Source organism: Nocardia sp. NBC_01503, from assembly GCF_036327755.1.
Classification (GTDB): Bacteria; Actinomycetota; Actinomycetes; order Mycobacteriales; family Mycobacteriaceae; genus Nocardia.
The window spans coordinates 6,198,908-6,217,590 of sequence record NZ_CP109596.1 but is presented as its reverse complement, the minus strand read 5'-3'; the positions used below and the strand labels follow the sequence as shown (position 1 = coordinate 6,217,590).

The following is an 18,683-nucleotide window of genomic DNA, read 5'->3' as shown; positions in this document are numbered from 1 at the left end:
CGGCGTCCTCACCGAAAACACCTCTCCGGTTCGAAAGCGTTGGCGGAGAACAGAATCCGTGGATGATCGCTTCGAATCACCGACCGAACAGGAGCTCGACATGGGCATCTTCCGCAAAACCAAGCGTGACCCCGAACCCTCGGCCGAGCAGCAGCCCACAGCGTCCCAGGCTCAAACCGAGCAGGAAGCCAAGCGCCGCCGTCGTCGGCGTCGCCTGCTGGGCGGCGCGTACACCGGCGGCTGGAGCGGAAGCTGACATACCCAACCGGCGGGTAGGACGGCACCGTGCGAGCATCTGTCACATGCCGATTTCCGCGGGATCCATCGCCCACCTCCGCCTCACCGTGTGCGATATCGACCGATCACGGGCCTTCTACGAGAAGGTTTTCGGATGGCCGGTGGCACTGGAGATTCCGGCCGATGCGGACGAAGAAACACGACAGCGGCTCAGCTTCCTCCATGGCGGGGTGATCTACCGGATGGAGCACGGACTGATCGGACTGCGACCCGCGGGAACCGATCGCTTCGACGAAAACCGCCCCGGCCTCGACCACCTCGCCTTCTCACTCGGCTCCCTCGCCGAACTGGAGGCCGCCGCCGCCCATCTCGATGCCTGCGGTGTCGTCCGTGAAGATATCAAGGACATCGGCGTCAGCTACATCCTGGAGTTCCGAGACCCGGACAACATCGCACTGGAACTGGTCGCTCCCAAGTAGTCGCGGGCGCGGCCGCCGCGGACCTTCATGGAACGCCTGCGACCTGGCATGTCAGTACCGCGTGAGGGCGGTGCAAGAACGCCGCGCGAGAGTCGACGGCATGACCTGGCAGAGCGGCCTTCGTGCCGACGGGAAGACGTTTCTGGTGACCGGCGCGAACGCGGGCATCGGGTATTTCGCCGCGGAACAGCTCGCGGCCAGCGGGGCAACGGTGGTGCTCGGCTGCCGCGACACCGGTAAGGCCGAGCTGGCGATGCGGGTGATTCGGGAACGGGTGGAGGGTGCTCGGCTGCGACGGGTGCGCTTGGATCTCTCGGATCTGTCCTCACTACCCGCGACGGTGGATGCCCTCGGCGTCGACAGTTTGGACGCGGTCGTACTCAATGCCGGGATCCTGCTGTCCGGGCCGGAGCGCCGGGTGAGCCCTCAGGGCCACGAATTGATGTTCGCGACAAACCATCTCGGGCATTTCGCGTTGGTCGCGCACCTGGCCCCGATGCTGACAGCGGCGGTCGGGAGCCGAGTAATCACCGTGGGCAGCTTCGCGGCCCGATCGGAGCGACTCGATCTCTCCGACCTGCAATCCGAGCACGACTATCGCTCCAAGCGCAGCTACGGGCGATCGAAACTCGCGCAGATGCTGTTCGGCTTCGAACTGGACCGCCGTTTGCGTGCGCGCGGCTCCGCCACCGCCAGCATCGTCGTCCACCCCGGCGGCGCCCTGGACGCCCTGACCCCGGCACGCCCACCGTTGTTCACCCCCACCACCGCCCAACGCCTACGCGCGCTCCCCGCGAATATTGTGCTGCACGGCAAACATTCGGGTGCCCACCCCATCGTCCGAGCCGTTCTGGACACCGAGATCACCAGCGGACAGCTCTGGGGCCCACGCGTTTTCGGCCTCCGCGGACAACCACATCACGAAACGCCCCACCCGCACATGACAGACCCCGACACCGCCGCCAAGCTCTGGACCGCCGGTTCAGCGCTCACCGGCGTCGATCCCTTCGACCGCGCAACGAGCGCGCCATAATCAAATGAAACGATGCCGACCAGGAGCTGATGGCAACAAAACGGAGAAGATGCGGCCGCCAGTTCCCTGGTCGCCGCGCTCTGCCCTGACGAGTTTCGTTCGCGTCGGCATGATGAACGAATGGAGTCGACCGAACGAACCGAGACAGATCATCTTGCCGGAGAACGTGAAACGCTCATCGGCCTCCTGGACTTCAATCGAGAGACGCTGGCCCGGAAGTGTTCCGGACTCTCGGCTGACCAGCTGCGCTTGCGAGCCGTGCAGCCGTCGGAGTTGTCACTGCTCGGACTCATCCGCCATCTGACCGATGTCGAACTAGGCTGGTTCGGCCGTATCCTGTCCGGCTCGGATGCCCCGTTCAGGTATTGGCAAGCCGACACCCCGGACGGCACCGACTTCGATGTCGACGACGCTGACGTGGAGGAATCACTCCGGTTGTGGCACAACACATATGCCCAATCGCGCGAGATCGTCGATGCCTGCGAATCGCTCGACACCTTCGGCGTCCACGAGCCAACCGGCGACCGCTTCAGCCTGCGTTGGATCCTCACGCACATGATCCAGGAGTACGCCCGCCACAACGGGCACGCCGACCTCCTCCGGGAACGAATCGACGGCCAGACCGGCGTTTAGGAACGCCCCCACGTTCACATGACAAACCGCTGCCCCGGCGTCGATCCTTTCGACCGGGCAACATACGCATCATGATCACCACCGCATTCCTCCAGCACTCCGGCAACGGCCCGATGAGACATGAGGAGAGCCTGCTGGCGGAGGGCTTGCGGCGGCGCGGGATTCCGGTGCAGCACTACACGATCAAGCGGATTCACCGCCGCCGATTGCCCTTGCGTGCGGACACGCTGATCGCGGGCGATATGGACGCGATGCACGGGGCCATGCGCCAGCTCCGGATCCCGATACCCGTGCCCGACGACTATCCGATCAGTCTGCGGGAGTTCCTCCGGCGGCGGGTGTGGGTTTCGACTCTGGGTGAGATCGAACGGGAACTCGATACCGGTTCTGCCCCAGCGACATTCGTCAAACCCGCAGATCGGCGAAAGAGCTTCACCGGTGCGATCTGCTACTCGGAACGAGATGTGGCGGCGTTCGGCAATGTCAGTCGGCGACAACGGGTCTGGTGCTCCGAGGTGGTCCGCTGGGCCGCGGAATACCGCGTCTACGTGGTCGATCAGCGCATCGTCGCTATAGACCACTATGACGGCGAGCCGACAACTCCACTCGATATGAAGGTGGTGACCGCGGCAATCACCACGTACCGCAACTCCGGCACCGCACCGGCCGCGTACGGAATCGATTTCGGGGTGCTGACAACCGGCGAGACCGCGCTCGTAGAAGCCAATGACGGATACGCGCTGGGCGCGTACGCCATCGACGCCGACAGCTATACAGAGTTGATCATGCGCCGATGGGCCGAGCTGCTCGAGTCGGCGAAGCCTTGAACCAAGCGCCGGAGAGCGCGCGCTGCTGTTGGGTTGCTTTGCGAAGGAGCTGGTCGGCCTGTCCGGCAATGAGTCGAGGGCGCTGTTCCGGCTGTTCCAGCAGCGCATCACCCACCTGGAGAACACCACCCGCTGGAACTGGTCACCGGGCGATGTGGCGATCTGGGACAACCGTGCCACCCAGCACTATGCCATCGACGATTACGACGGCAGTGAGCACCGCGAACTCACCCGCATCACCCTCGCGGGCGGGATCCCGGTCGGTGTCGACGGCCGCTCGAGCACGGTGATCGCCGGCGACGCCGCCTACTACTCATCCGTCGAGACGCCGCGGGCGGCTTGAAAGGCACAACGCCATAACGGCATCGCACGCACCGCGCGCCACACCGACCCGAGCGCGCGCGATCGACTACTGTCCAACGGCTCACGTGTCCGGTGATCACGCAGTCAGGAACCGACCCGGCCTCGGCCGACAAGGGGTATCCCGTGCATTTGTGGAGCTATATCCGAGGACGCGGCGACACGCTGGCATTCCTCACCTATCAGCATGCGTCCCTGGCATTTCAGACGGTCCTGGTCGGGACGGTCATCGCGGTACTCATCGCGATCGCGGTGTATCGGCTGCCGCTGCTGTCGGCACTCACGCTGACTTCCAGCCGCGTGGCGCTGACGATCCCCTCGCTCGCATTACTGGCCCTGCTACTGGTCCCCTTCGGGCTCGGCGTGGTGCCGTCATTCCTCATGCTCGCGTTCTTCGCGACCCTGCCGGTGATCGGCAATGCGATCGTCGGATTGCGGTCGGTGCCGGATTCGGTCATCGAATCCGCGCGCGGTATCGGATTCTCGCGCCGGCGCATTCTGTTCACCGTCGAATTGCCGATCGCCTGGCCGGTGATTCTCACCGGAATCCGAATCTCCACGCAGATGGTGGTCGGCGTCGCCGCCATTGTCGCGTATGTGCTCGGCCCCGGCCTCGGCTCACTCATCTTCAACGGCCTGTCTCGGCTCGGCGGCGCGAATGCCCTCGAAATGGCGCTGACCGGAACCATTCTGATTGTCGCGATCGCGTTGGTGTTCGACGCGCTCCTCGTCCTGCTCGGACGTCTCACCATCGCAAAGGGACTCTCATGACCGATGCTGTGACCACCCGGCCCGTTCCGGCGGAACGCAATGTGACCGGCGCGTCCATCACCCTGGACGGAGTCGTCAAACGCTATCGGGGACAGGAGAATCCGGCGGTCGAACGCCTGGACCTGGAGATCGAGGCCGGTCATATCGTCGCGTTCGTCGGCCCGTCCGGCTGCGGTAAGACCACGACCCTGAAAATGATCAACCGCCTGATCGAGCCGAGTGAGGGGCGGATCCTCATCGACGGGCGCGATGTCACCAGGGAGGATCCGGACAAACTGCGGCAGTCGATCGGGTATGTCATCCAGTCGGGAGGTTTGTTCCCGCACTGGTCGGTGGCCAAGAATATCGGCGCGATTCCGCGCGTCCTGGGCTGGGACAAGAAGCGAATCGAGGAGCGCACCGAATATCTGCTCGATCTGGTCGGCCTCGACCCGGCCACCTTCGCGGACCGGCTGCCCAAGGATATGTCCGGCGGACAGCAGCAGCGCGTCGGCGTGGCCCGGGCGCTGGCCGCCGATCCCCCGGTGCTGCTCATGGACGAGCCGTTCGGCGCGGTCGATCCGATTACACGAGTTCGCTTGCAGGACAGTCTGATCGCGATCCAGCACGAGCTCGGCAAGACCATCGTGATCGTGACGCACGATTTCGAGGAGGCCACCAAGCTCGGCGACAAGGTGCTGATCCTGTCCGAAGGCGGGCATATCGAGCAGTACGCGACACCGGAGGAAGTTCTCACCGATCCGGCCACGCCGTTCGTGGAGGAGTTCGTCGGATCGGGGGCGAAGCTGGCGTATCTGACGGTGTCGCGGGTGCGAGATGTGGAGTACGACAACGTGATTACCGCCCGGGTCGGTGAGCCGTCCGGGCAGGTGATCGAGCGGGCCAAGGCGGCGGGACACGATTGGATCGTGGTGGTCGACCGGTCGGGGCGGCCACGGGCGTGGCCCACACTCACGGAAGTGGCCTCCAAACCGGAGGTTTCGGACTTTCTGGATCGGCGATTGCCCGTCGTGGCGCGATCCTCCACGCTCAATGACGCGCTCGACGCCATGCTCGCGACCAGTCAGGGGGCCACCCTGGTCACCGACGGCAGGGGTGCGGTCGTCGGTTCGCTGAGCATCGGGTCGGTGACAGAGCTGATCCGAACCAAACTCGCCGAGGGGCATCCCGAGGAAGCCGAGCTGTCGTACGAAAATCATATCGACGGAACCGATTACGAGCCGACTCCGGTGATCGCCGCCGAGGACGAACCCGGTTCGCTCGCGGCGACCCCGCGCGATGCCGACGACGAACCGGCCGGGCAGTCATGAATCGATTGCGCCGCACGCCCATTGACGTCTGGTTCGAACCGATCATCATTCTGGCGATAGGGATCGGCTACCTGCTGTGGTACCGATCCACCACCTTCACCGCGACGGAGCAGGCCTCGCTGGGCTGGGCCAATCTGCAGACCACGATGCTGGCCCATATCAAGCTGACCGTGGTGGCCACGCTGATCGTCGTGGTGGTGGCGATACCGCTGGGGATCGCGCTGACCCGGCCGGGGTTGAAGCGACTGGAACCGATCGTCATCAATATCGCCAATATCGGCCAGGCCGCACCGGCGGTCGGGTTGCTGGTGCTGTTCACCTTCTGGCTGGGCACCGGATTCCGCACCGCCGTCATCGGTCTCGTCGTGTACGCGATTCTGCCGATCCTGCAGAACACGATCATCGGTCTGCGGCAGGTGGATCAGCGCACCATCGAGGCGTCGCGCGGAATCGGGTTCTCGGCCGCGCGCACCCTGGTGCAGGTCGAGCTGCCGCTGGCGGTGCCGGTAATTCTCAATGGCGTACGCACCGCGCTGGTGATCCTGGTCGGCACCGCGACCCTGAGTACCTTCATCGGCGCGACGAGTCTGGGCACGCTGATCACGACGGGCGTCACCCTCTTCCTGCCCAAACTGCTCATCTCCGGCGCGATTCTGGTCGGGCTGCTGGCACTGATCATCGACTGGCTCGGCAGACTGGTCGAATTGGCCGCGACCCCGCGGGGTGTGTCATGAGGCGGCGGCGGTCCGGATCGATTGCGCTGCTGTTGGTTTCACTGCTGGCCGGGTGTGGGCTGGTGAGCTCCTCGGGCACCTTCCATGCCGCGAGCCTGCCGGGCGGGGATAAACCCCTGGACGGCGCGAAGCTGGTCGTCACCTCCAAGAGCTTCACCGAGGGCGTCCTGCTCGGCAAGATCACCGCGACCTATCTGGCCGCCGCCGGAGCCGATGTCACGGATCTGACCGGTGCGCCCGGCTCGGCCTCCTCGCGGCAGGCCCAGCTCAACGGCGATGCCGACATCCTGTGGGAGTACACGGGCACCGGCTGGGTCAACTACCACAATGAAACCGAGACGATCGTGGACCCGCACGAGCTGTGGCAGCGGGTGCACGATATCGAGAAGCGCGAGAACAATCTCGAATGGTTGCCGCCGTCGAACTTCAACGACACTTACGCTTTCGCCGCCTCCACCCCGACCGCGCAACGCCTGAATGTGAAGTCGCTGTCCGACGTCGCCGCACTGCCGGTCGCCGACCGCACCTTCTGTGTCGATGACGAATTCTTCAGCCGCTCCGATGGTTTCATTCCGATGCTGGCGAAATACGGTATCCCCTACAACGATCCGAACGGGGTCCCCCCGGCCAACGTCACCCGCATGGACGCGGGCGTCGTCTACCCCGCGACCGCCAAGAGCTCACCCTGCGATTTCGGCATGGTCTACACCACCGACGGCCGCGTCAAGAACCTGAATCTCACTGTCCTGGAAGACGATGAGAAGTTCTTCCTCCCCTACAGCGGTACCGCCGTGGTCCGCACCGCCATCATCGACAAGCACCCCCAACTCCGGACTCTGCTCGGCACCATCTCCGAACGCCTCACCGACCAATTGATGCAGGACCTCAACGGGCGGGTCGACATCACCGGAGAAGACCCTTCCGACGTCGCCTACGACTGGCTCAGAAGCGAGAAACTCATCCAATAGTGGTCACGTCGCCGCCATCTCGGTCCACTGCGTTCCGCAACGTTCACCGCTCGGTCTTGTGCTGCCAGTCCCGGACCGCGTGCCGCACCCGATCGAACAGCGCCAGCGGAGGTCCGGCGAGTACGTTCGCCGCCGGGGAGTCCCCTTCGACAGGGTTCGGCCGGGTCGGTGCGACCGCCTCGGCGACCCGCACGGCGATGGCCATCCGCGACCGCTGATCGTCGGAAAGGCGTTCGCGCAGAATGGCGAATTCCTCTTTCTCCTCGATTCCGGCGTGTTCGCGAACCGCCTCGGCGAAATCGGTGAACATGGCGGCGAAGGCCGGGTGCTCGACACCCATCTCGTACAGGTCGGCCAGTACCTGTTTGGCCTCGCTCTCTTCCTCCAGTCGGCCCTCGACGAGTGCGTCTTCGCCCGAGGCGTGCCGGGCGGCCGGATGTACGACCTCCGCTTCGGCGCTCTCGTGGATGGCGAGTACGCGCACCAGATCGTCGAAGGGCTCACGGCGTTGCGGGCCGGTCGTGGATTCCACTCGATGAAGCAGGATTTTGATCTGTTCGTGCTGCTCCAACAGCAGGGCGACGATGTCTTCTCGGTACTCCATATCGGCCGCGTACCCGGCATCGACGATTCGAACCGCCGGTTTGCTACATCTTGGTGTAGCGGGCCATGACGAAACTGTAGAGACCGTAGGTGATGATGCCCAGGCCCGCGATGACCAGCAGGATCATGCCGTACGGTTGCGCCCCGAGAGTTTTGAGGGCTCCGTCGAGACCGGTGGCCTTATCCGGCCGGGATTGGCTCGCGGCGAGGATCACCAGCGCCCCGACCGCTGCGATCGCCAGGCCCTTCGCGATATATCCGACCGTCCCGAGCATTCGGACGGTATCGCCGGGAGTGCCCTTCAAATCCTTCAGGAAGTTCTGACTACCCCCCTTGTAGATGTGGTAGCCGCCGATCGCGATGATGATCAGCCCGCCCGCGACCAGAGCGATTGTGCCCGCGGTGTTCTGCATCAGGCGCGCACTGAACCCGGCACTCTGACTTCCACTGGACTTACCGCTGCCGCGAGCGAATCCGAACGCGGAGAACGCGAACGCGAAGTACACCACCGCCACCGCGAATGCCTTCAGGCGATTGATCGCCTCGGACTTCTTGGAATCCGCATCAGGTTTGGATGAACTACCGAGCACCGCTTCGGCCACCCGCCACAGCCCCATCAGCACAAACGCGACCACCCCGATCCAAAGAACGATCACGCCACCGGGTTTGCGGGCCAGCTCCGTCATCGCACCGGATTGATCCGCGGTACCGCCCGCACCCCCGAAAGCGATTCGGACGGCGATATAACCGATCAGCAGGTGGACGATGCCGCTCACGACAAACCCCGCCCTGGCGAATCGTTCGAAAACACTGTTCTGGGCCAGACGCCCCGCGGTAGCGGACGAGTTATCCGACGAAGCCCCCGAGGACTCGGCGGCGGGGACCCGAGAAGTGTTGGTATCAGGCATGATTCCTTCCTCGGGCGGGTAATGCACCCACCCGGCCGAACGAAGTCCGTTTACCCGGTTCAGCCCGGCACTAACGCACAGAGAGGGACGCCACCATCGGGGTGGGGCGTCCCTCATACCGGCAGAATGAGCGGCGGCTCAACTCAGGTTCTTGCCGTACCAGATCTCGGCGTAGGTCTTGTCGTTGTACGCCGGGATCTCGGCGTAGCCGTGACGGCGGTATAGGGCGCGGGCTTCGATCAGATCGAGTCTGGTGTCGAGAACGATTCGCTTGGCCCCGAGGGCGGAGGCGACCTCTTCCTCCGCAACCAGCAGAGAATTCCCGCCGCCGGTGCCGCCCCAGGGCTGGCGAACGAAGACTCGGGTCAGCTCGACGGTATCGCCGCCCAGTACGCGCAGCGCGGCCGCTTCCGGATCCCGCACTCGAGTCTGCTCGACATTCCACGCCACGCTGTCAGTCCTCGAAGCGTTCGAAGGTCGGGGTGATGCCCGGTGCCCACAGGGCAATCAAGGCGTCGATCAGTCTCGCGTGCACGCCGCGCTCGGCTTCGGTGTGCTTGTCGAGTAACTCCTGATTGGTCCAACGCTCCAACATCACCAGCGTGTCTGGATCGTCCATATTCTGGAAGAGGTCGTAGCGCTCACATCCCTCTTCCCGCTCCACGACGGCCTTCAGATCCTTGAACGCTCGGGCGAAATCGGCGGCCCGGCCGGGTGCGACACCGATGGTGACGATGTGATTAATCGGCATGAGATTCCCTCCCTCGCAACGGGATCCAGTCTACTTTCGCCCCACACACCGGCTCTTACACTTCGACCGCAACGCTGATTGTCCGGACCTGCGGTGCGGTCAGCGACAGGTCTGCCGATCTGAGGTAGTAATCAGGGTATGGACATCAACGCCTTGTTCTACGGATTGGCCGTGACGAATTTCGAGGCGGCGGACAGTTGGTACACCCGCCTGTTCGGCCGCGCCGCGGATGTCGTCGTGACTCCGGGAATCGAGGCGATGTGGCAGCTGAGCGACACCGCCTTCGTCTACATCGTGGCCGATCCCGACCACGCCGGTCACGCACTGGTGAACATCGCGGTATCCGACCTGACCGCCACCGTCTCCGAAATCGGTTCGCGCGGTATCGTTCCCGGACCTTTCATCCTGGTCGGGCCCAACGGTGCGGCAGGCCGGAAAGCACCGTTCACGGATCCGGACGGCAACTCGATCTTCGTCATCGAAATCGCCGGCGCCTGAACAAGTCACGCGTCGGCTCTGCCCAGGGTTGTCTTACCCGAGGCGGCGCGAATGCCGGTACAGGCCGAACGCATGTGAGGGCCGCGCCGCAGCGAGGGCGGCGTCGCGAGCACCGTCGGCGGCGACATCCCCGGCAAGACCGATGTGCCCAATCCGGCCCGCACCGTACCGACCGCCGGGTCCTCGAGGTAGGTCACGCTTTCGAACAGGCCACCGGATTCGGGAAGATCCGGCCCACCTTCGCGGGTTGTATCGATGGTAGAAAGGTCTCGGAATGAGGGGAATTTCCCTCTCGGGCATGACAATCCGCGTCCGAGCAGTCAAGATGGTCGATGGCCCAGGCCATAATTTGACACCGTTGTTAGACAGTTCAGCGCTTCGGGTTCGCGGCGCGGACAGGAGCGCCCCGTGGCAACGTCGCCGCAGACCTCGGAATCCGTCACGTCCGTGATCATCGAATCGACCCGGCCCGCCCGTATCGGTACCCGCATCGCACATCCGGTGCTGCGCACCACCCTGCAGCAGTTTCTGCGGGCGGGGGCGTGGGTGGCCGACTTCGGGCCCGGCCCGGCCGAGCTGATCTTCCGGGCCACCAGGTTCTCGGAGGCGCCCGCGCGCATTATGGGCACGCCGCGTGGAACACACCGGCATCCGGTGTTCTTCGAGGACTTCCAGGCCGAATGGCTGTGGGCCGCACCGGTTGCCGATCCGCGCATCGAGCGCGACGCGGCGATCCTGTACTTCCACGGCGGCGCGTTCATCGCGGGCGGGCTGCACAGCTACCGTCGGCACACCGCGCGACTGGGCATCGAGAGCGAGTTGCCGGTCTTCACCGTCGACTACCGTCAGCTGCCGGACGCGCACCCCAATGAGAGCCTCGACGATGCGCTGACCGCCTACCAGCACCTCCTGGACCAGGGCTTCGCTGCCGAGAGGATCATCGTGGCGGGCGACTCCGCCGGCGGCGGTCTGGCGCTGCGCCTGGTGCTGACCGCCCGAGATCTGGGTCTGCCACTGCCCGCGGGCATTTCGGTGACCTCGCCCTGGGCCGATTTCGACTCCACCGCCCGCGACGCGCATCCCAATGCCAATACCGATGCCGTGCTGCCCGCGACGGGCCCGGCCATGGTGGTGCGCCGCGGTATCGTGGTCGATGGCGTACTCGACCCGAGCTGGTCGGTGGTCAACCACGATTTCACCGGTATGCCGCCGATCCTGCTTCAGGTCGGCTCCCGCGAGATGCTGCTCTCAGATGCCCTCGAGGTGGCGCGCCGTTGTGAGGAGGCGCAGGTGCCGATGACCCTGCAGATCCGCGCCGACGCGCCGCACACCCTCATCCACCTGGGCGCGGGCCTGCTCGCGGACGGCCGGGACGCCGCCAGGGACGCGGCGGGCTTCCACCGTGCGATGATCGAACAGGCCGCCACCGGCCGCAGCGCCGCCTGATTCGACCATCGGAGAGGCTCGAATGTCCCAGCCCGCCAACGCATCCAGCCCCGCTGTGCTGATCACCGGCGCGGCCGCCGGAATCGGCCGCGCCATTGCCGCCACGTTCGCGGCGCGGGGCTGGACCGTCGGGCTGTACGACATCGATGCCGAAGCCGCGGCGCGCACCGCCGAGGAGATCGGCGGGAACACCGTCACCGGGGCGTTCGACGTCACCGATCCGGCGGGCTGGGAACCGGCACTGGCGGATTTCACCGCCGCCACCGGCCGCCTCGATCTGCTGGTCAACAATGCGGGCATCCTCTACTCGGGTGCGTTCGGCGAGATTCCCCTCGAACGCCAGCACCGCCTGGTCGATGTCAATATCAAGGGCGTCTTGAACGGCTGCCACACCGCTCTCCCCTATCTGCGCCGCACCCCGGGCAGCCAGGTCATCAATTTGGCCTCGGCCTCGGCGCTCTACGGCCAGCCCGGCCTGGCCACCTACGGGGCCACCAAGGCGGCGGTCCGCAGTCTCACCGAGGCCCTGGATCTGGAGTGGCGGCACTACGGCATCCCCGTGCGCGATCTGCTCCCCCTGTTCGTCGCCACCGACATGATGAACGAGGTCGCCAAGGGCTCGAAGGCGGCCACCACCCTCGGCGTCCGGCTCAGCCCCGAGGATGTCGCGAATGCCGTGTGGCACACCGCGACCCACCGTCGCGCCATCCGCGGCTCGCACGTCCTGGTCGGCTGGCAAACCAAAGTCACCGCTGCCGCCACCCAACTCTCCCCCGCCTGGCTCAACCGTATGGTCGTCGGCTGGATCAGCAAGGCCGACACCCTCTGACCGCGGCCCTATGCGGGATGGCGTTTGCGCGGCACCGGAATCGGCCAGGACCGGACCACCGCTGCCGAACGGCGCAGCACGCGCAGCAGCGGCACCGTGAAGATCCCCGCCAGCCGCGTATAGGGCCACATCGCGATCAGTAGCAGGACGATCAGCCCGCGCGCCTGATAGATGATCGGTGCGTGCTGCATGACCACGGCATTGGGATGCAGGGTGACCAGCGACCGGATCCAGGTGAAGAGCGTCTCCGCGGTGCGGTAGCGATCATCGGTCGAGTACGGGTCGAAGGTCACCAGAACCGATGAGAGCAGGGCGGCAACGAGCACCGGCAGCGTCATACGATCGATCGGCGTAATGCGCGGGCGCGCCTCGGCGGTGATCAGCGGCGGGATGAGGATGAGCCCCGCGCCGATCGCCGCCAATGGTATGGCGACGGATTGGGTGACCGTGAGCAGTGCGCTGACACCGCCGCCCGTACGTGAATGTGGCCCGGACACAGTCACTTCGGTGACCCGCACCACGAACAACAGCGGCACCCCGGTACGAAATGCCAGACTTCCGAACCGTTGCGCGGTGTCGACGTGCGGGCCGTACAGGTAGCCCAGGAACCGATCACGCCGAAAACGCCAGAGGTGTCCCGCGACGCAGGACGCGACAGCGGCGACCGGCAGGAAGACCCACAACACATACATCATGGTCGACTTCCTCGTCAGATCGATCCCACTGTTGCGCACCACTGTTGCACGTGCGTCGGCCGGGCGAAAGAGGCGAAGTCGGCGAATTCCGCGCTATCCCACCGCGAATTCGATCGACGTACCGGTGAATCCGGAGGTTCGCCCGGCCACGTCCCTACTGTCGCCGTAGTACTGGATCCGATATTTCCCGGTCTCGACCTCGGACGGAACGCTCCAGCGGATCTGAATCAGCGAGGCGGCCGGATTGTCCTCCGGTCGCCGCCAGTGCAGTTCGGTGCACCAGTCGTTATCGTCGTGGACCCGCGTCCAGCCGTCGCCGGTGGCGCGTTGCACCTCGAAGTAGGTTCCACCCAGACGGAAGTTGTTGTTCGGGTGCGCGCCCACGAACTCGACCGAGACCGTATCTCCCGCAGCGTAATTCGCGGCGGGCTGGGTCACCACATCGCCGAAGGCCCGGCCCGCGACCGGTACGTCCGCGGGGACGGCGGCCAGCAGATTCGGCTGCAACCCCGAATTCCAGTCCAGCGGTGCGGGACCCCGGCCCAGATCGGTGCGGGCGGCCACGGCGCGCGCCAGGCGGTCGAACTCCTGCATGTACGCCGAGAGAGTCCAACGGCCGTACAGGGTTTCACCGCCTTCGTACTGTTGCGAGACGTACTCCTCGGGCGTGGTGACATACCCGCAGTAGCCGTTGGCATAACCCTGCATGAGCACGTTCTCCATCGGCACGCCCAGGGCGCGCGCGACCACGCGCCGCACCCGCAGCCCGGACACGATGGTGAATTCCGCCGGACCCGAAGCCAATACGAGATCACCGATGCGCATGATCTGGATCGCCACCACCTGCGGCACCCAGGGCCGCGGCGGCAGTATCCCGAGCGGGACGATATCCAGCTTGGGGGCCTGCACATCCCGCATCCACTGTTCGATCGGCGCGTCGATACCACCGAGCGCCGCCACCATCGGATTGGTGTCGCCCTCGTGCAGGAACGGGATCTGGGTATTGAAGTTGTCTTCCGAACTGGTGGCCACGGCCGCCGCGCCCATCATGGCGGGTGCGGTGCGCGCGGGCTTACCGTCGGGCGTGTAGGACCCGTCGATGAGGGTGTCGGACATGTTCACATAGCGGATGACCGAATCGACGCCGCCCTGGGACATACCCCGCGCGGACGCGAAAGCTTTTCGCCCGGCTTGATATTGGCGTTCACCGATCATGGCGCAGTTGGCCCGGTTGTCCTCGGTCGGCCCGGCCGGATGCCAGGGTCGCGTCCACAGGTTCGGGGTCATATCGCCGGGATTGGTCTGCGGGAACGCGGCGATGAAGCCGGGCTGCCCGTCCAGGTATCGCGCGCCCATCTCGTCATGCTCCCAGCGATAGCTGGCGTAGCCCTTGTTGTCGACCGAGATGAGCGTGTTGTGATCGGTCAGCGAGGTGCCGTGGGTGGCGAACCAGGTGATCGCGCCGACATCCTTGCCGCCCTGGCGAAGTCGAAGCACGGTGACCGCCGGATCGATGCCGTCCGGGAACTCCGCCTTGTCCTCGGCGGGATTGAGATCGAAGGCCACCCACGAGCGATTGGCGCTGGCATCGTGCAGTTCGCCATGCCCGATCATGATGTCACCCGGCGCGAGCCGCTCATGCGCGCGCACGATAGCCGCGACGATACCGCCCACCTCGGCATCATAGGAGTTCTGTTGAAACCCTTGTGCCGCAAGGGAGTACGCATACTCACGCGCGGTGCCACCGCAGGAGTTGTGATTGTGCGTGGCATTGAGATTCACATTGCGCTCGGTGTAGAGATCACCGAATCGCTTGGCCAGCTCCACCATCACCGCCAGGTGCACCGACTGGAACAGGCAGGCGTTGTCGGTGTTCACGAAGACCACGCGATCGCCGCTGACCTGGTCGACAATGATGTACGCGCGCGCCCAGCAGCGCATGAGCAGGCCGGTGGTGACCTGGTCCAGTTCGGAGTAGCCCATCATGCCCTGACCGGCGGGCGCGCCGGTCATATCGGCCATACCGCAGCCGACGAGGTAGCCCGCACCGCTCTGCGGCTGTGCGACAGCGGTTTTCGCGCCGAGCAGTCCGCTCGCGCCCAGGGCGGCGGCGGAGACGGCCGCGCCTGCCAGCGCGGATCGGCGGGACACCCTCATCGAATACTCCTCCATATGTTCGTCACGGCGCGGCCCACTGGGCCGCGTAGGCACGCAGGGCGATCTTGGCTTCGCGCAGCAGACCCGGATCACCCTCGGGGTCGGTGCGGAAGGCCTCCTGCATAACCGCATCGCCCATGAGGTGCGCGGTCCGGCAGGCGATATCCAAGTCCGGCCCCGGGGCGGCGATGCCCTGGGCGATCATGATCTCGCGGAGCGTAACCGCCATCCGGCGTTTGTGCTCGCGGTCGGCCGCGCGCGCCGCCTCGGTGAGATGGCGACCGAACCACAGCGCGCGGAAGCCGGGCTCGCCGCGGTACACGTGCGCGAAGGCATCGATCAGTACATCGGTGGGGTCCGGCCAGCGCTCGGCGCGAGCGAGTTCGAGCAGTGCGGCCGTGCGGGATTCGATCATGGCCAGATAGGACCCGGCGAGCGCCTCGATGATCGCGTCGCGGTCCGGCAGGTACTGGTAGAGCGAGCCGACCGAGATACGCGCCGCGGCGGCCACCCTGATCATGGTCAGCGCCTCGACACCCTCGGTCCCCAGCAGCCGATCCGCGACCTCGAGCACCCGGGCCAGGCGTTCGCGGCTGCGCGTCTGGCGCGGCACACGGCGCAGCAGCGCATCGGGCAGCTGAATTGGGGCGGGCATGCTCGGCTTTCAAGTCAATGTGAATCAGATTCAGGTTTGGCTAGGGTAACGGCTATGAGCACTACCGCGCCAGCCGAATGCGCCCGTGTCGCACGGGCTTCCCGGCGGTTGGCCGAGGAGGGGCTCCTCATCGGCACCGCCGGGAATGTGAGTCTGCGGTTCGGCGACCTGGTGGCGGTCACGCCCACCGGGGCGGTGCTGGCCGAGGTGAGCGCCGAGGAGGTGACCGTGGTCGATCTGAGCGGGGAGATCGTGGCGGGCCGGTATGCGCCGACCTCCGAGCTCGGATTGCATTTGGATGTCTACCGGGCGTATCCGGCGCGGGCGATCGTGCACACCCATGCGCCGAAATCGACAGCCCTGGGATGCGTGCTCGACGAATTGCCGGTGCTGCACTATCAGCAACTCTTGCTCGGCGGGGCCACACCGGTCGTGCCCTTTCACCCGTTCGGCACCCAGGAGCTCGCCGAGGCGGTGCGAGAAGCGTTGCGGGGCAAGCAGTGTGCGCTGATGGCCAATCACGGCGCGGTGGCGCTGGGCGCGACCCTGGATCAGGCGGTCGAGCACGCGCTACTGCTGGAGTGGGCATGTGCGCTGTACCTCGACGCCGCGTCGATCGGCACCCCGCGAGCACTGACCACAGCACAGCAGATGGCGGTGATCGAGGTGGCCATGCGCACCGGGTACGGGACGCGCAAACCCCTCGACAGCGCCGGAGAGTAAGGACAACCGATGAAGGTCATCACCCTGGGCGCACCTGTGCTGGATGTTCTGGTTCGGTAACGCGGCGGCGGCTCTGGTCGCACAGGGATTGGGCAGCGACCACGGCGAATTCGACCTGTCCGCCGCCGACGCCTTCGCCACCGCCACCCCTACCCTCAGCTGAGGGCTAGGTGAAGTCACGTCGCGCCGACATCACCCCCGTCATCCCGGCGCGGCTTTGGCCGGGATCCATCGCGACAGGTCGGCTGCGGCCGGTGTGGATCCCGGCCAAAAGCATGCCGGGATGACGAGCGGGCGGCGCGCCGGGACGGTTGAGGAATGCGGGGTCGCGCGGGCGGGGCTTGCCCAATAGGCTGGCGCGGTGATTTCCGGGCGGACAGTGGTCGACGGGCGCTTCGAATTGCTCGAGCCGCTCGGCAGTGGCGGTATGGGGACGGTGTGGCGGGCCTACGATGTGGCGCTGCATCGGGAGGTGGCCCTCAAAGAGGTCAAGGCCGCCGATCCGGAGCGAGTGAGCTCCCCGGGGGTGCAGCGCGAGCGGGTACTGCGCGAGGCACGGGCGCTGGCGCGGATCGGGCATCCGAATGTGGTCGCCATTCACCATATTGTGGATTCACCGGGCGAAGAGCATCCGTGGATCGTGATGGAGCTGGTGCGCGGGCGCAGCCTGTCCGAACAGCTCGATATGGGGCCCATGCCGCCGGAGCGGGCCGCGCAGATCGGGCGCGGGATTCTGGCGGCGCTGCGCGCCGCGCATGCGGTGGGCGTACTGCATCGCGATATCAAGCCCGCGAATGTGCTTATGCGCGAGGATGGTTCACCGGTCCTCACCGATTTCGGCATCGCCGCCATCAATGGCATGGAGGGGCTCACCTCCACCGGTAGCGTGGTCGGTTCGCTGGATTATGTTGCGCCGGAACGGCTCGGCGGTCAGGAGGGGCATCCCGCGTCGGATCTTTGGTCCCTCGGACTACTGCTCTACGTGGCCGTCGAGGGCTACCACCCGCTGCGCCGCGATACCTCGGTCGGCACCTTGGCCGCGGTCATGCGCGGCGAGGTCCCGCCACCGCGCCGCGCGGGTTCACTCACCGCGGCCCTACAGGCGATCCTGGTCCCGCAGCCGGATCAGCGACCGACCGCCGAGCAGGTGGATTGGCTGCTCTCCCAGGTGATTACCACCCCGACTCCGTATCCGGCCGGAGTCCCCCCGCTACACCAGGCTCCGACCGTGACCTCCGAGCCGCACCCGTCGGCGGGGACCTCGTCGGAGTATTCGTTGCCCTTACTACCTTCGGGCCCCTCACACCCACTGTCCTACGGCGGACATCCCGCACCTTCGGGGTACCCGGCGACGCCGGTGTACGCGCCACCCATCGACAATTCCCGGGGCCTTGCGAATGATGGTGCGCCGCAATCGAACCGGGGCTTGATCATCGCGGCCGTCATCGGCGTGGTGGTGATCGCGGCCGGGGTGGTCGCCGCGGTGGCACTGCGGCCGAGTTCATCGACCGATAACCCGAACAAGCAGGCGATTCCGAGTCTTCCGGTGGGTACCAATATCGTTCAGCCCAGCTTCACCTTTCCGACCACACAGCCGCGCACCACCTCCGCCGGGGTCGATCTACTCACACCCGGCGGTGTCCGGCAAGCCATCGCGGCGCTGGAGAAGGCAACGGGCGGACAGAATTTCACCGAATCCACCATCTACCCGGAGTTCATCACCACCGGCGCACCGGTCAAGGACCGTCCGACCGTTTACGACGAGTACACCTTCCGCGACGGCGCGGCCACCCGCACCGGCCCCGGCGGTCAGATCTCCGGTCATCCCACCGTCGCGCTCGGCGGTATCGACTGGGATATCCTGCCCGCGCTGCTGGCCACCGCCCAGGACAAGCTGGCGGTCCCGAACCCCAAGAGCCACTACATCATTGTCGATCCGGCCTGGACGTTCAATGACAACAAGCCCACGCTACTGGTCTACTACTCCGACGAATACAACGGTGGCGGTTACGTCGCCGCCGATGTGGACGGCACCATCGTGCGCGTCTACAACAGCAAGTAGCGAG

22 protein-coding genes and 1 pseudogene are annotated in these 18,683 nt (G+C 65.8%); 15 read left to right on the top strand and 8 right to left on the bottom strand.

Going from position 1 to position 18,683, the window contains the following annotated elements:
• The first annotated feature begins 58 nt into the window (after positions 1-58).
• From OHB26_RS28395 to OHB26_RS28350, 10 genes and pseudogenes are all read left to right on the top strand, one after another.
• Positions 59-256: a hypothetical protein gene (locus OHB26_RS28395; protein WP_330180320.1), complete on the top strand. Its 198-nt coding sequence runs from the start codon at positions 59-61 to the stop codon at positions 254-256.
• Between the two features lie 46 nt (positions 257-302).
• Positions 303-716, top strand: coding sequence for a VOC family protein (locus OHB26_RS28390; RefSeq protein WP_330180319.1), 414 nt, complete (start codon positions 303-305; stop codon positions 714-716).
• Positions 717-816: 100 nt separating this feature from the next.
• Positions 817-1,749, top strand: a complete 933-nt coding sequence (locus OHB26_RS28385) for an SDR family NAD(P)-dependent oxidoreductase (protein WP_330180318.1) — start codon at positions 817-819, stop codon at positions 1,747-1,749.
• Positions 1,750-1,869: 120 nt separating this feature from the next.
• Positions 1,870-2,382 carry a DinB family protein gene (locus OHB26_RS28380; protein ID WP_330180317.1) on the top strand — a complete coding sequence of 171 codons (513 nt, stop codon included), beginning with the start codon at positions 1,870-1,872 and terminating at the stop codon, positions 2,380-2,382.
• A gap of 71 nt (positions 2,383-2,453) precedes the next feature.
• Entirely contained in the window at positions 2,454-3,209 is a 756-nt protein-coding gene (locus tag OHB26_RS28375) for an ATP-grasp domain-containing protein (RefSeq protein WP_330180316.1), read from the top strand.
• Positions 3,205-3,552: pseudogene (locus OHB26_RS28370) on the top strand (TauD/TfdA dioxygenase family protein); the annotation flags it as partial. The gene OHB26_RS28375 and the pseudogene OHB26_RS28370, both read left to right, overlap by 5 nt.
• Positions 3,553-3,695: 143 nt before the next feature.
• Entirely contained in the window at positions 3,696-4,340 is a 645-nt protein-coding gene (locus OHB26_RS28365) for an ABC transporter permease (protein WP_330180315.1), read from the top strand.
• Positions 4,337-5,650: an ATP-binding cassette domain-containing protein gene (locus OHB26_RS28360; protein ID WP_330180314.1), complete on the top strand. Its 1,314-nt coding sequence runs from the start codon at positions 4,337-4,339 to the stop codon at positions 5,648-5,650. The genes OHB26_RS28365 and OHB26_RS28360 overlap by 4 nt, the downstream gene beginning before the upstream one ends.
• Positions 5,647-6,384 (top strand): ABC transporter permease, encoded by a 738-nt coding sequence (locus OHB26_RS28355; protein ID WP_330180313.1) that lies wholly within the window; start codon positions 5,647-5,649, stop codon positions 6,382-6,384. The genes OHB26_RS28360 and OHB26_RS28355 overlap by 4 nt, the downstream gene beginning before the upstream one ends.
• Positions 6,381-7,352: a glycine betaine ABC transporter substrate-binding protein gene (locus tag OHB26_RS28350; RefSeq protein WP_330180312.1), complete on the top strand. Its 972-nt coding sequence runs from the start codon at positions 6,381-6,383 to the stop codon at positions 7,350-7,352. Before OHB26_RS28355 ends, OHB26_RS28350 begins: the two co-directional genes overlap by 4 nt.
• Before the next feature lie 43 nt (positions 7,353-7,395).
• On the opposite strand, the gene OHB26_RS28345 is transcribed toward OHB26_RS28350, so the two are convergent.
• The 4 genes from OHB26_RS28345 to OHB26_RS28330 all read right to left on the bottom strand — a co-directional run bounded on the left by OHB26_RS28345 (position 7,396) and on the right by OHB26_RS28330 (position 9,614).
• The gene (locus OHB26_RS28345) at positions 7,396-7,956 is read right to left on the bottom strand and encodes a hemerythrin domain-containing protein (protein WP_330180311.1); all 561 of its coding nucleotides are present in this window, start codon (positions 7,954-7,956) and stop codon (positions 7,396-7,398) included.
• Positions 7,957-7,999: 43 nt separating this feature from the next.
• On the bottom strand, positions 8,000-8,863 hold the full coding sequence (locus OHB26_RS28340; protein WP_330180310.1) for a DUF1206 domain-containing protein: 864 nt from the start codon (positions 8,861-8,863) through the stop codon (positions 8,000-8,002).
• Between the two features lie 138 nt (positions 8,864-9,001).
• A complete protein-coding gene (locus tag OHB26_RS28335; RefSeq protein ID WP_330180309.1) occupies positions 9,002-9,313 on the bottom strand; it encodes a GNAT family N-acetyltransferase in 312 nt (103 codons plus the stop codon).
• A 4-nt stretch (positions 9,314-9,317) separates the two neighbouring features.
• A complete protein-coding gene (locus OHB26_RS28330; RefSeq protein ID WP_330180308.1) occupies positions 9,318-9,614 on the bottom strand; it encodes a putative quinol monooxygenase in 297 nt (98 codons plus the stop codon).
• Positions 9,615-9,752: 138 nt separating this feature from the next.
• Here OHB26_RS28330 and OHB26_RS28325 point away from each other — a divergent pair, with 138 nt between their 5' ends.
• On the top strand, positions 9,753-10,112 hold the full coding sequence (locus OHB26_RS28325) for a VOC family protein (protein ID WP_330180307.1): 360 nt from the start codon (positions 9,753-9,755) through the stop codon (positions 10,110-10,112).
• A gap of 5 nt (positions 10,113-10,117) precedes the next feature.
• Here the strand turns inward: OHB26_RS28325 and OHB26_RS28320 are convergent, their stop codons facing one another.
• Positions 10,118-10,309 (bottom strand): hypothetical protein, encoded by a 192-nt coding sequence (locus OHB26_RS28320; RefSeq protein WP_330180306.1) that lies wholly within the window; start codon positions 10,307-10,309, stop codon positions 10,118-10,120.
• Between the two features lie 211 nt (positions 10,310-10,520).
• On the opposite strand from OHB26_RS28320, the gene OHB26_RS28315 reads away from it, so the two are divergent.
• Positions 10,521-11,558 (top strand): alpha/beta hydrolase, encoded by a 1,038-nt coding sequence (locus OHB26_RS28315; RefSeq protein ID WP_330180305.1) that lies wholly within the window; start codon positions 10,521-10,523, stop codon positions 11,556-11,558.
• Positions 11,559-11,580: 22 nt separating this feature from the next.
• Positions 11,581-12,387 carry an SDR family oxidoreductase gene (locus OHB26_RS28310; protein ID WP_330180304.1) on the top strand — a complete coding sequence of 269 codons (807 nt, stop codon included), beginning with the start codon at positions 11,581-11,583 and terminating at the stop codon, positions 12,385-12,387.
• Between the two features lie 8 nt (positions 12,388-12,395).
• On the opposite strand, the gene OHB26_RS28305 is transcribed toward OHB26_RS28310, so the two are convergent.
• From OHB26_RS28305 to OHB26_RS28295, 3 genes are all read right to left on the bottom strand, one after another.
• Positions 12,396-13,082: a respiratory nitrate reductase subunit gamma gene (locus OHB26_RS28305; protein ID WP_330180303.1), complete on the bottom strand. Its 687-nt coding sequence runs from the start codon at positions 13,080-13,082 to the stop codon at positions 12,396-12,398.
• A 93-nt stretch (positions 13,083-13,175) separates the two neighbouring features.
• The gene (locus OHB26_RS28300; protein ID WP_330180302.1) at positions 13,176-15,239 is read right to left on the bottom strand and encodes a neutral/alkaline ceramidase; all 2,064 of its coding nucleotides are present in this window, start codon (positions 15,237-15,239) and stop codon (positions 13,176-13,178) included.
• 22 nt (positions 15,240-15,261) lie between these two features.
• On the bottom strand, positions 15,262-15,894 hold the full coding sequence (locus OHB26_RS28295) for a TetR/AcrR family transcriptional regulator (protein WP_330180301.1): 633 nt from the start codon (positions 15,892-15,894) through the stop codon (positions 15,262-15,264).
• A gap of 54 nt (positions 15,895-15,948) precedes the next feature.
• On the opposite strand from OHB26_RS28295, the gene OHB26_RS28290 reads away from it, so the two are divergent.
• Together OHB26_RS28290 and OHB26_RS28285 are read left to right on the top strand one after the other, a co-directional pair.
• Positions 15,949-16,617 (top strand): class II aldolase/adducin family protein, encoded by a 669-nt coding sequence (locus OHB26_RS28290; protein WP_330180300.1) that lies wholly within the window; start codon positions 15,949-15,951, stop codon positions 16,615-16,617.
• A gap of 361 nt (positions 16,618-16,978) precedes the next feature.
• Positions 16,979-18,679, top strand: coding sequence for a serine/threonine-protein kinase (locus OHB26_RS28285; protein WP_330180299.1), 1,701 nt, complete (start codon positions 16,979-16,981; stop codon positions 18,677-18,679).
• Positions 18,680-18,683 lie beyond the last annotated feature (4 nt).

Bases quoted from the DNA above. Each gene is read 5' to 3' on its own strand.
- OHB26_RS28390 (WP_330180319.1), top strand. From the start codon at position 303: ATGCCGATTTCCGCGGGATCCATCGCCCACCTCCGCCTCACCGTGTGC.
- OHB26_RS28385 (WP_330180318.1), top strand. From the start codon at position 817: ATGACCTGGCAGAGCGGCCTTCGTGCCGACGGGAAGACGTTTCTGGTG.
- OHB26_RS28380 (WP_330180317.1), top strand. From the start codon at position 1,870: ATGGAGTCGACCGAACGAACCGAGACAGATCATCTTGCCGGAGAACGT.
- OHB26_RS28375 (WP_330180316.1), top strand. From the start codon at position 2,454: ATGATCACCACCGCATTCCTCCAGCACTCCGGCAACGGCCCGATGAGA.
- OHB26_RS28360 (WP_330180314.1), top strand. From the start codon at position 4,337: ATGACCGATGCTGTGACCACCCGGCCCGTTCCGGCGGAACGCAATGTG.
- OHB26_RS28355 (WP_330180313.1), top strand. From the start codon at position 5,647: ATGAATCGATTGCGCCGCACGCCCATTGACGTCTGGTTCGAACCGATC.
- OHB26_RS28350 (WP_330180312.1), top strand. From the start codon at position 6,381: ATGAGGCGGCGGCGGTCCGGATCGATTGCGCTGCTGTTGGTTTCACTG.
- OHB26_RS28345 (WP_330180311.1), bottom strand. From the start codon at position 7,956: ATGGAGTACCGAGAAGACATCGTCGCCCTGCTGTTGGAGCAGCACGAA.
- OHB26_RS28340 (WP_330180310.1), bottom strand. From the start codon at position 8,863: ATGCCTGATACCAACACTTCTCGGGTCCCCGCCGCCGAGTCCTCGGGG.
- OHB26_RS28330 (WP_330180308.1), bottom strand. From the start codon at position 9,614: ATGCCGATTAATCACATCGTCACCATCGGTGTCGCACCCGGCCGGGCC.
- OHB26_RS28325 (WP_330180307.1), top strand. From the start codon at position 9,753: ATGGACATCAACGCCTTGTTCTACGGATTGGCCGTGACGAATTTCGAG.
- OHB26_RS28310 (WP_330180304.1), top strand. From the start codon at position 11,581: ATGTCCCAGCCCGCCAACGCATCCAGCCCCGCTGTGCTGATCACCGGC.
- OHB26_RS28305 (WP_330180303.1), bottom strand. From the start codon at position 13,082: ATGATGTATGTGTTGTGGGTCTTCCTGCCGGTCGCCGCTGTCGCGTCC.
- OHB26_RS28300 (WP_330180302.1), bottom strand. From the start codon at position 15,239: ATGAGGGTGTCCCGCCGATCCGCGCTGGCAGGCGCGGCCGTCTCCGCC.
- OHB26_RS28295 (WP_330180301.1), bottom strand. From the start codon at position 15,894: ATGCCCGCCCCAATTCAGCTGCCCGATGCGCTGCTGCGCCGTGTGCCG.
- OHB26_RS28290 (WP_330180300.1), top strand. From the start codon at position 15,949: ATGAGCACTACCGCGCCAGCCGAATGCGCCCGTGTCGCACGGGCTTCC.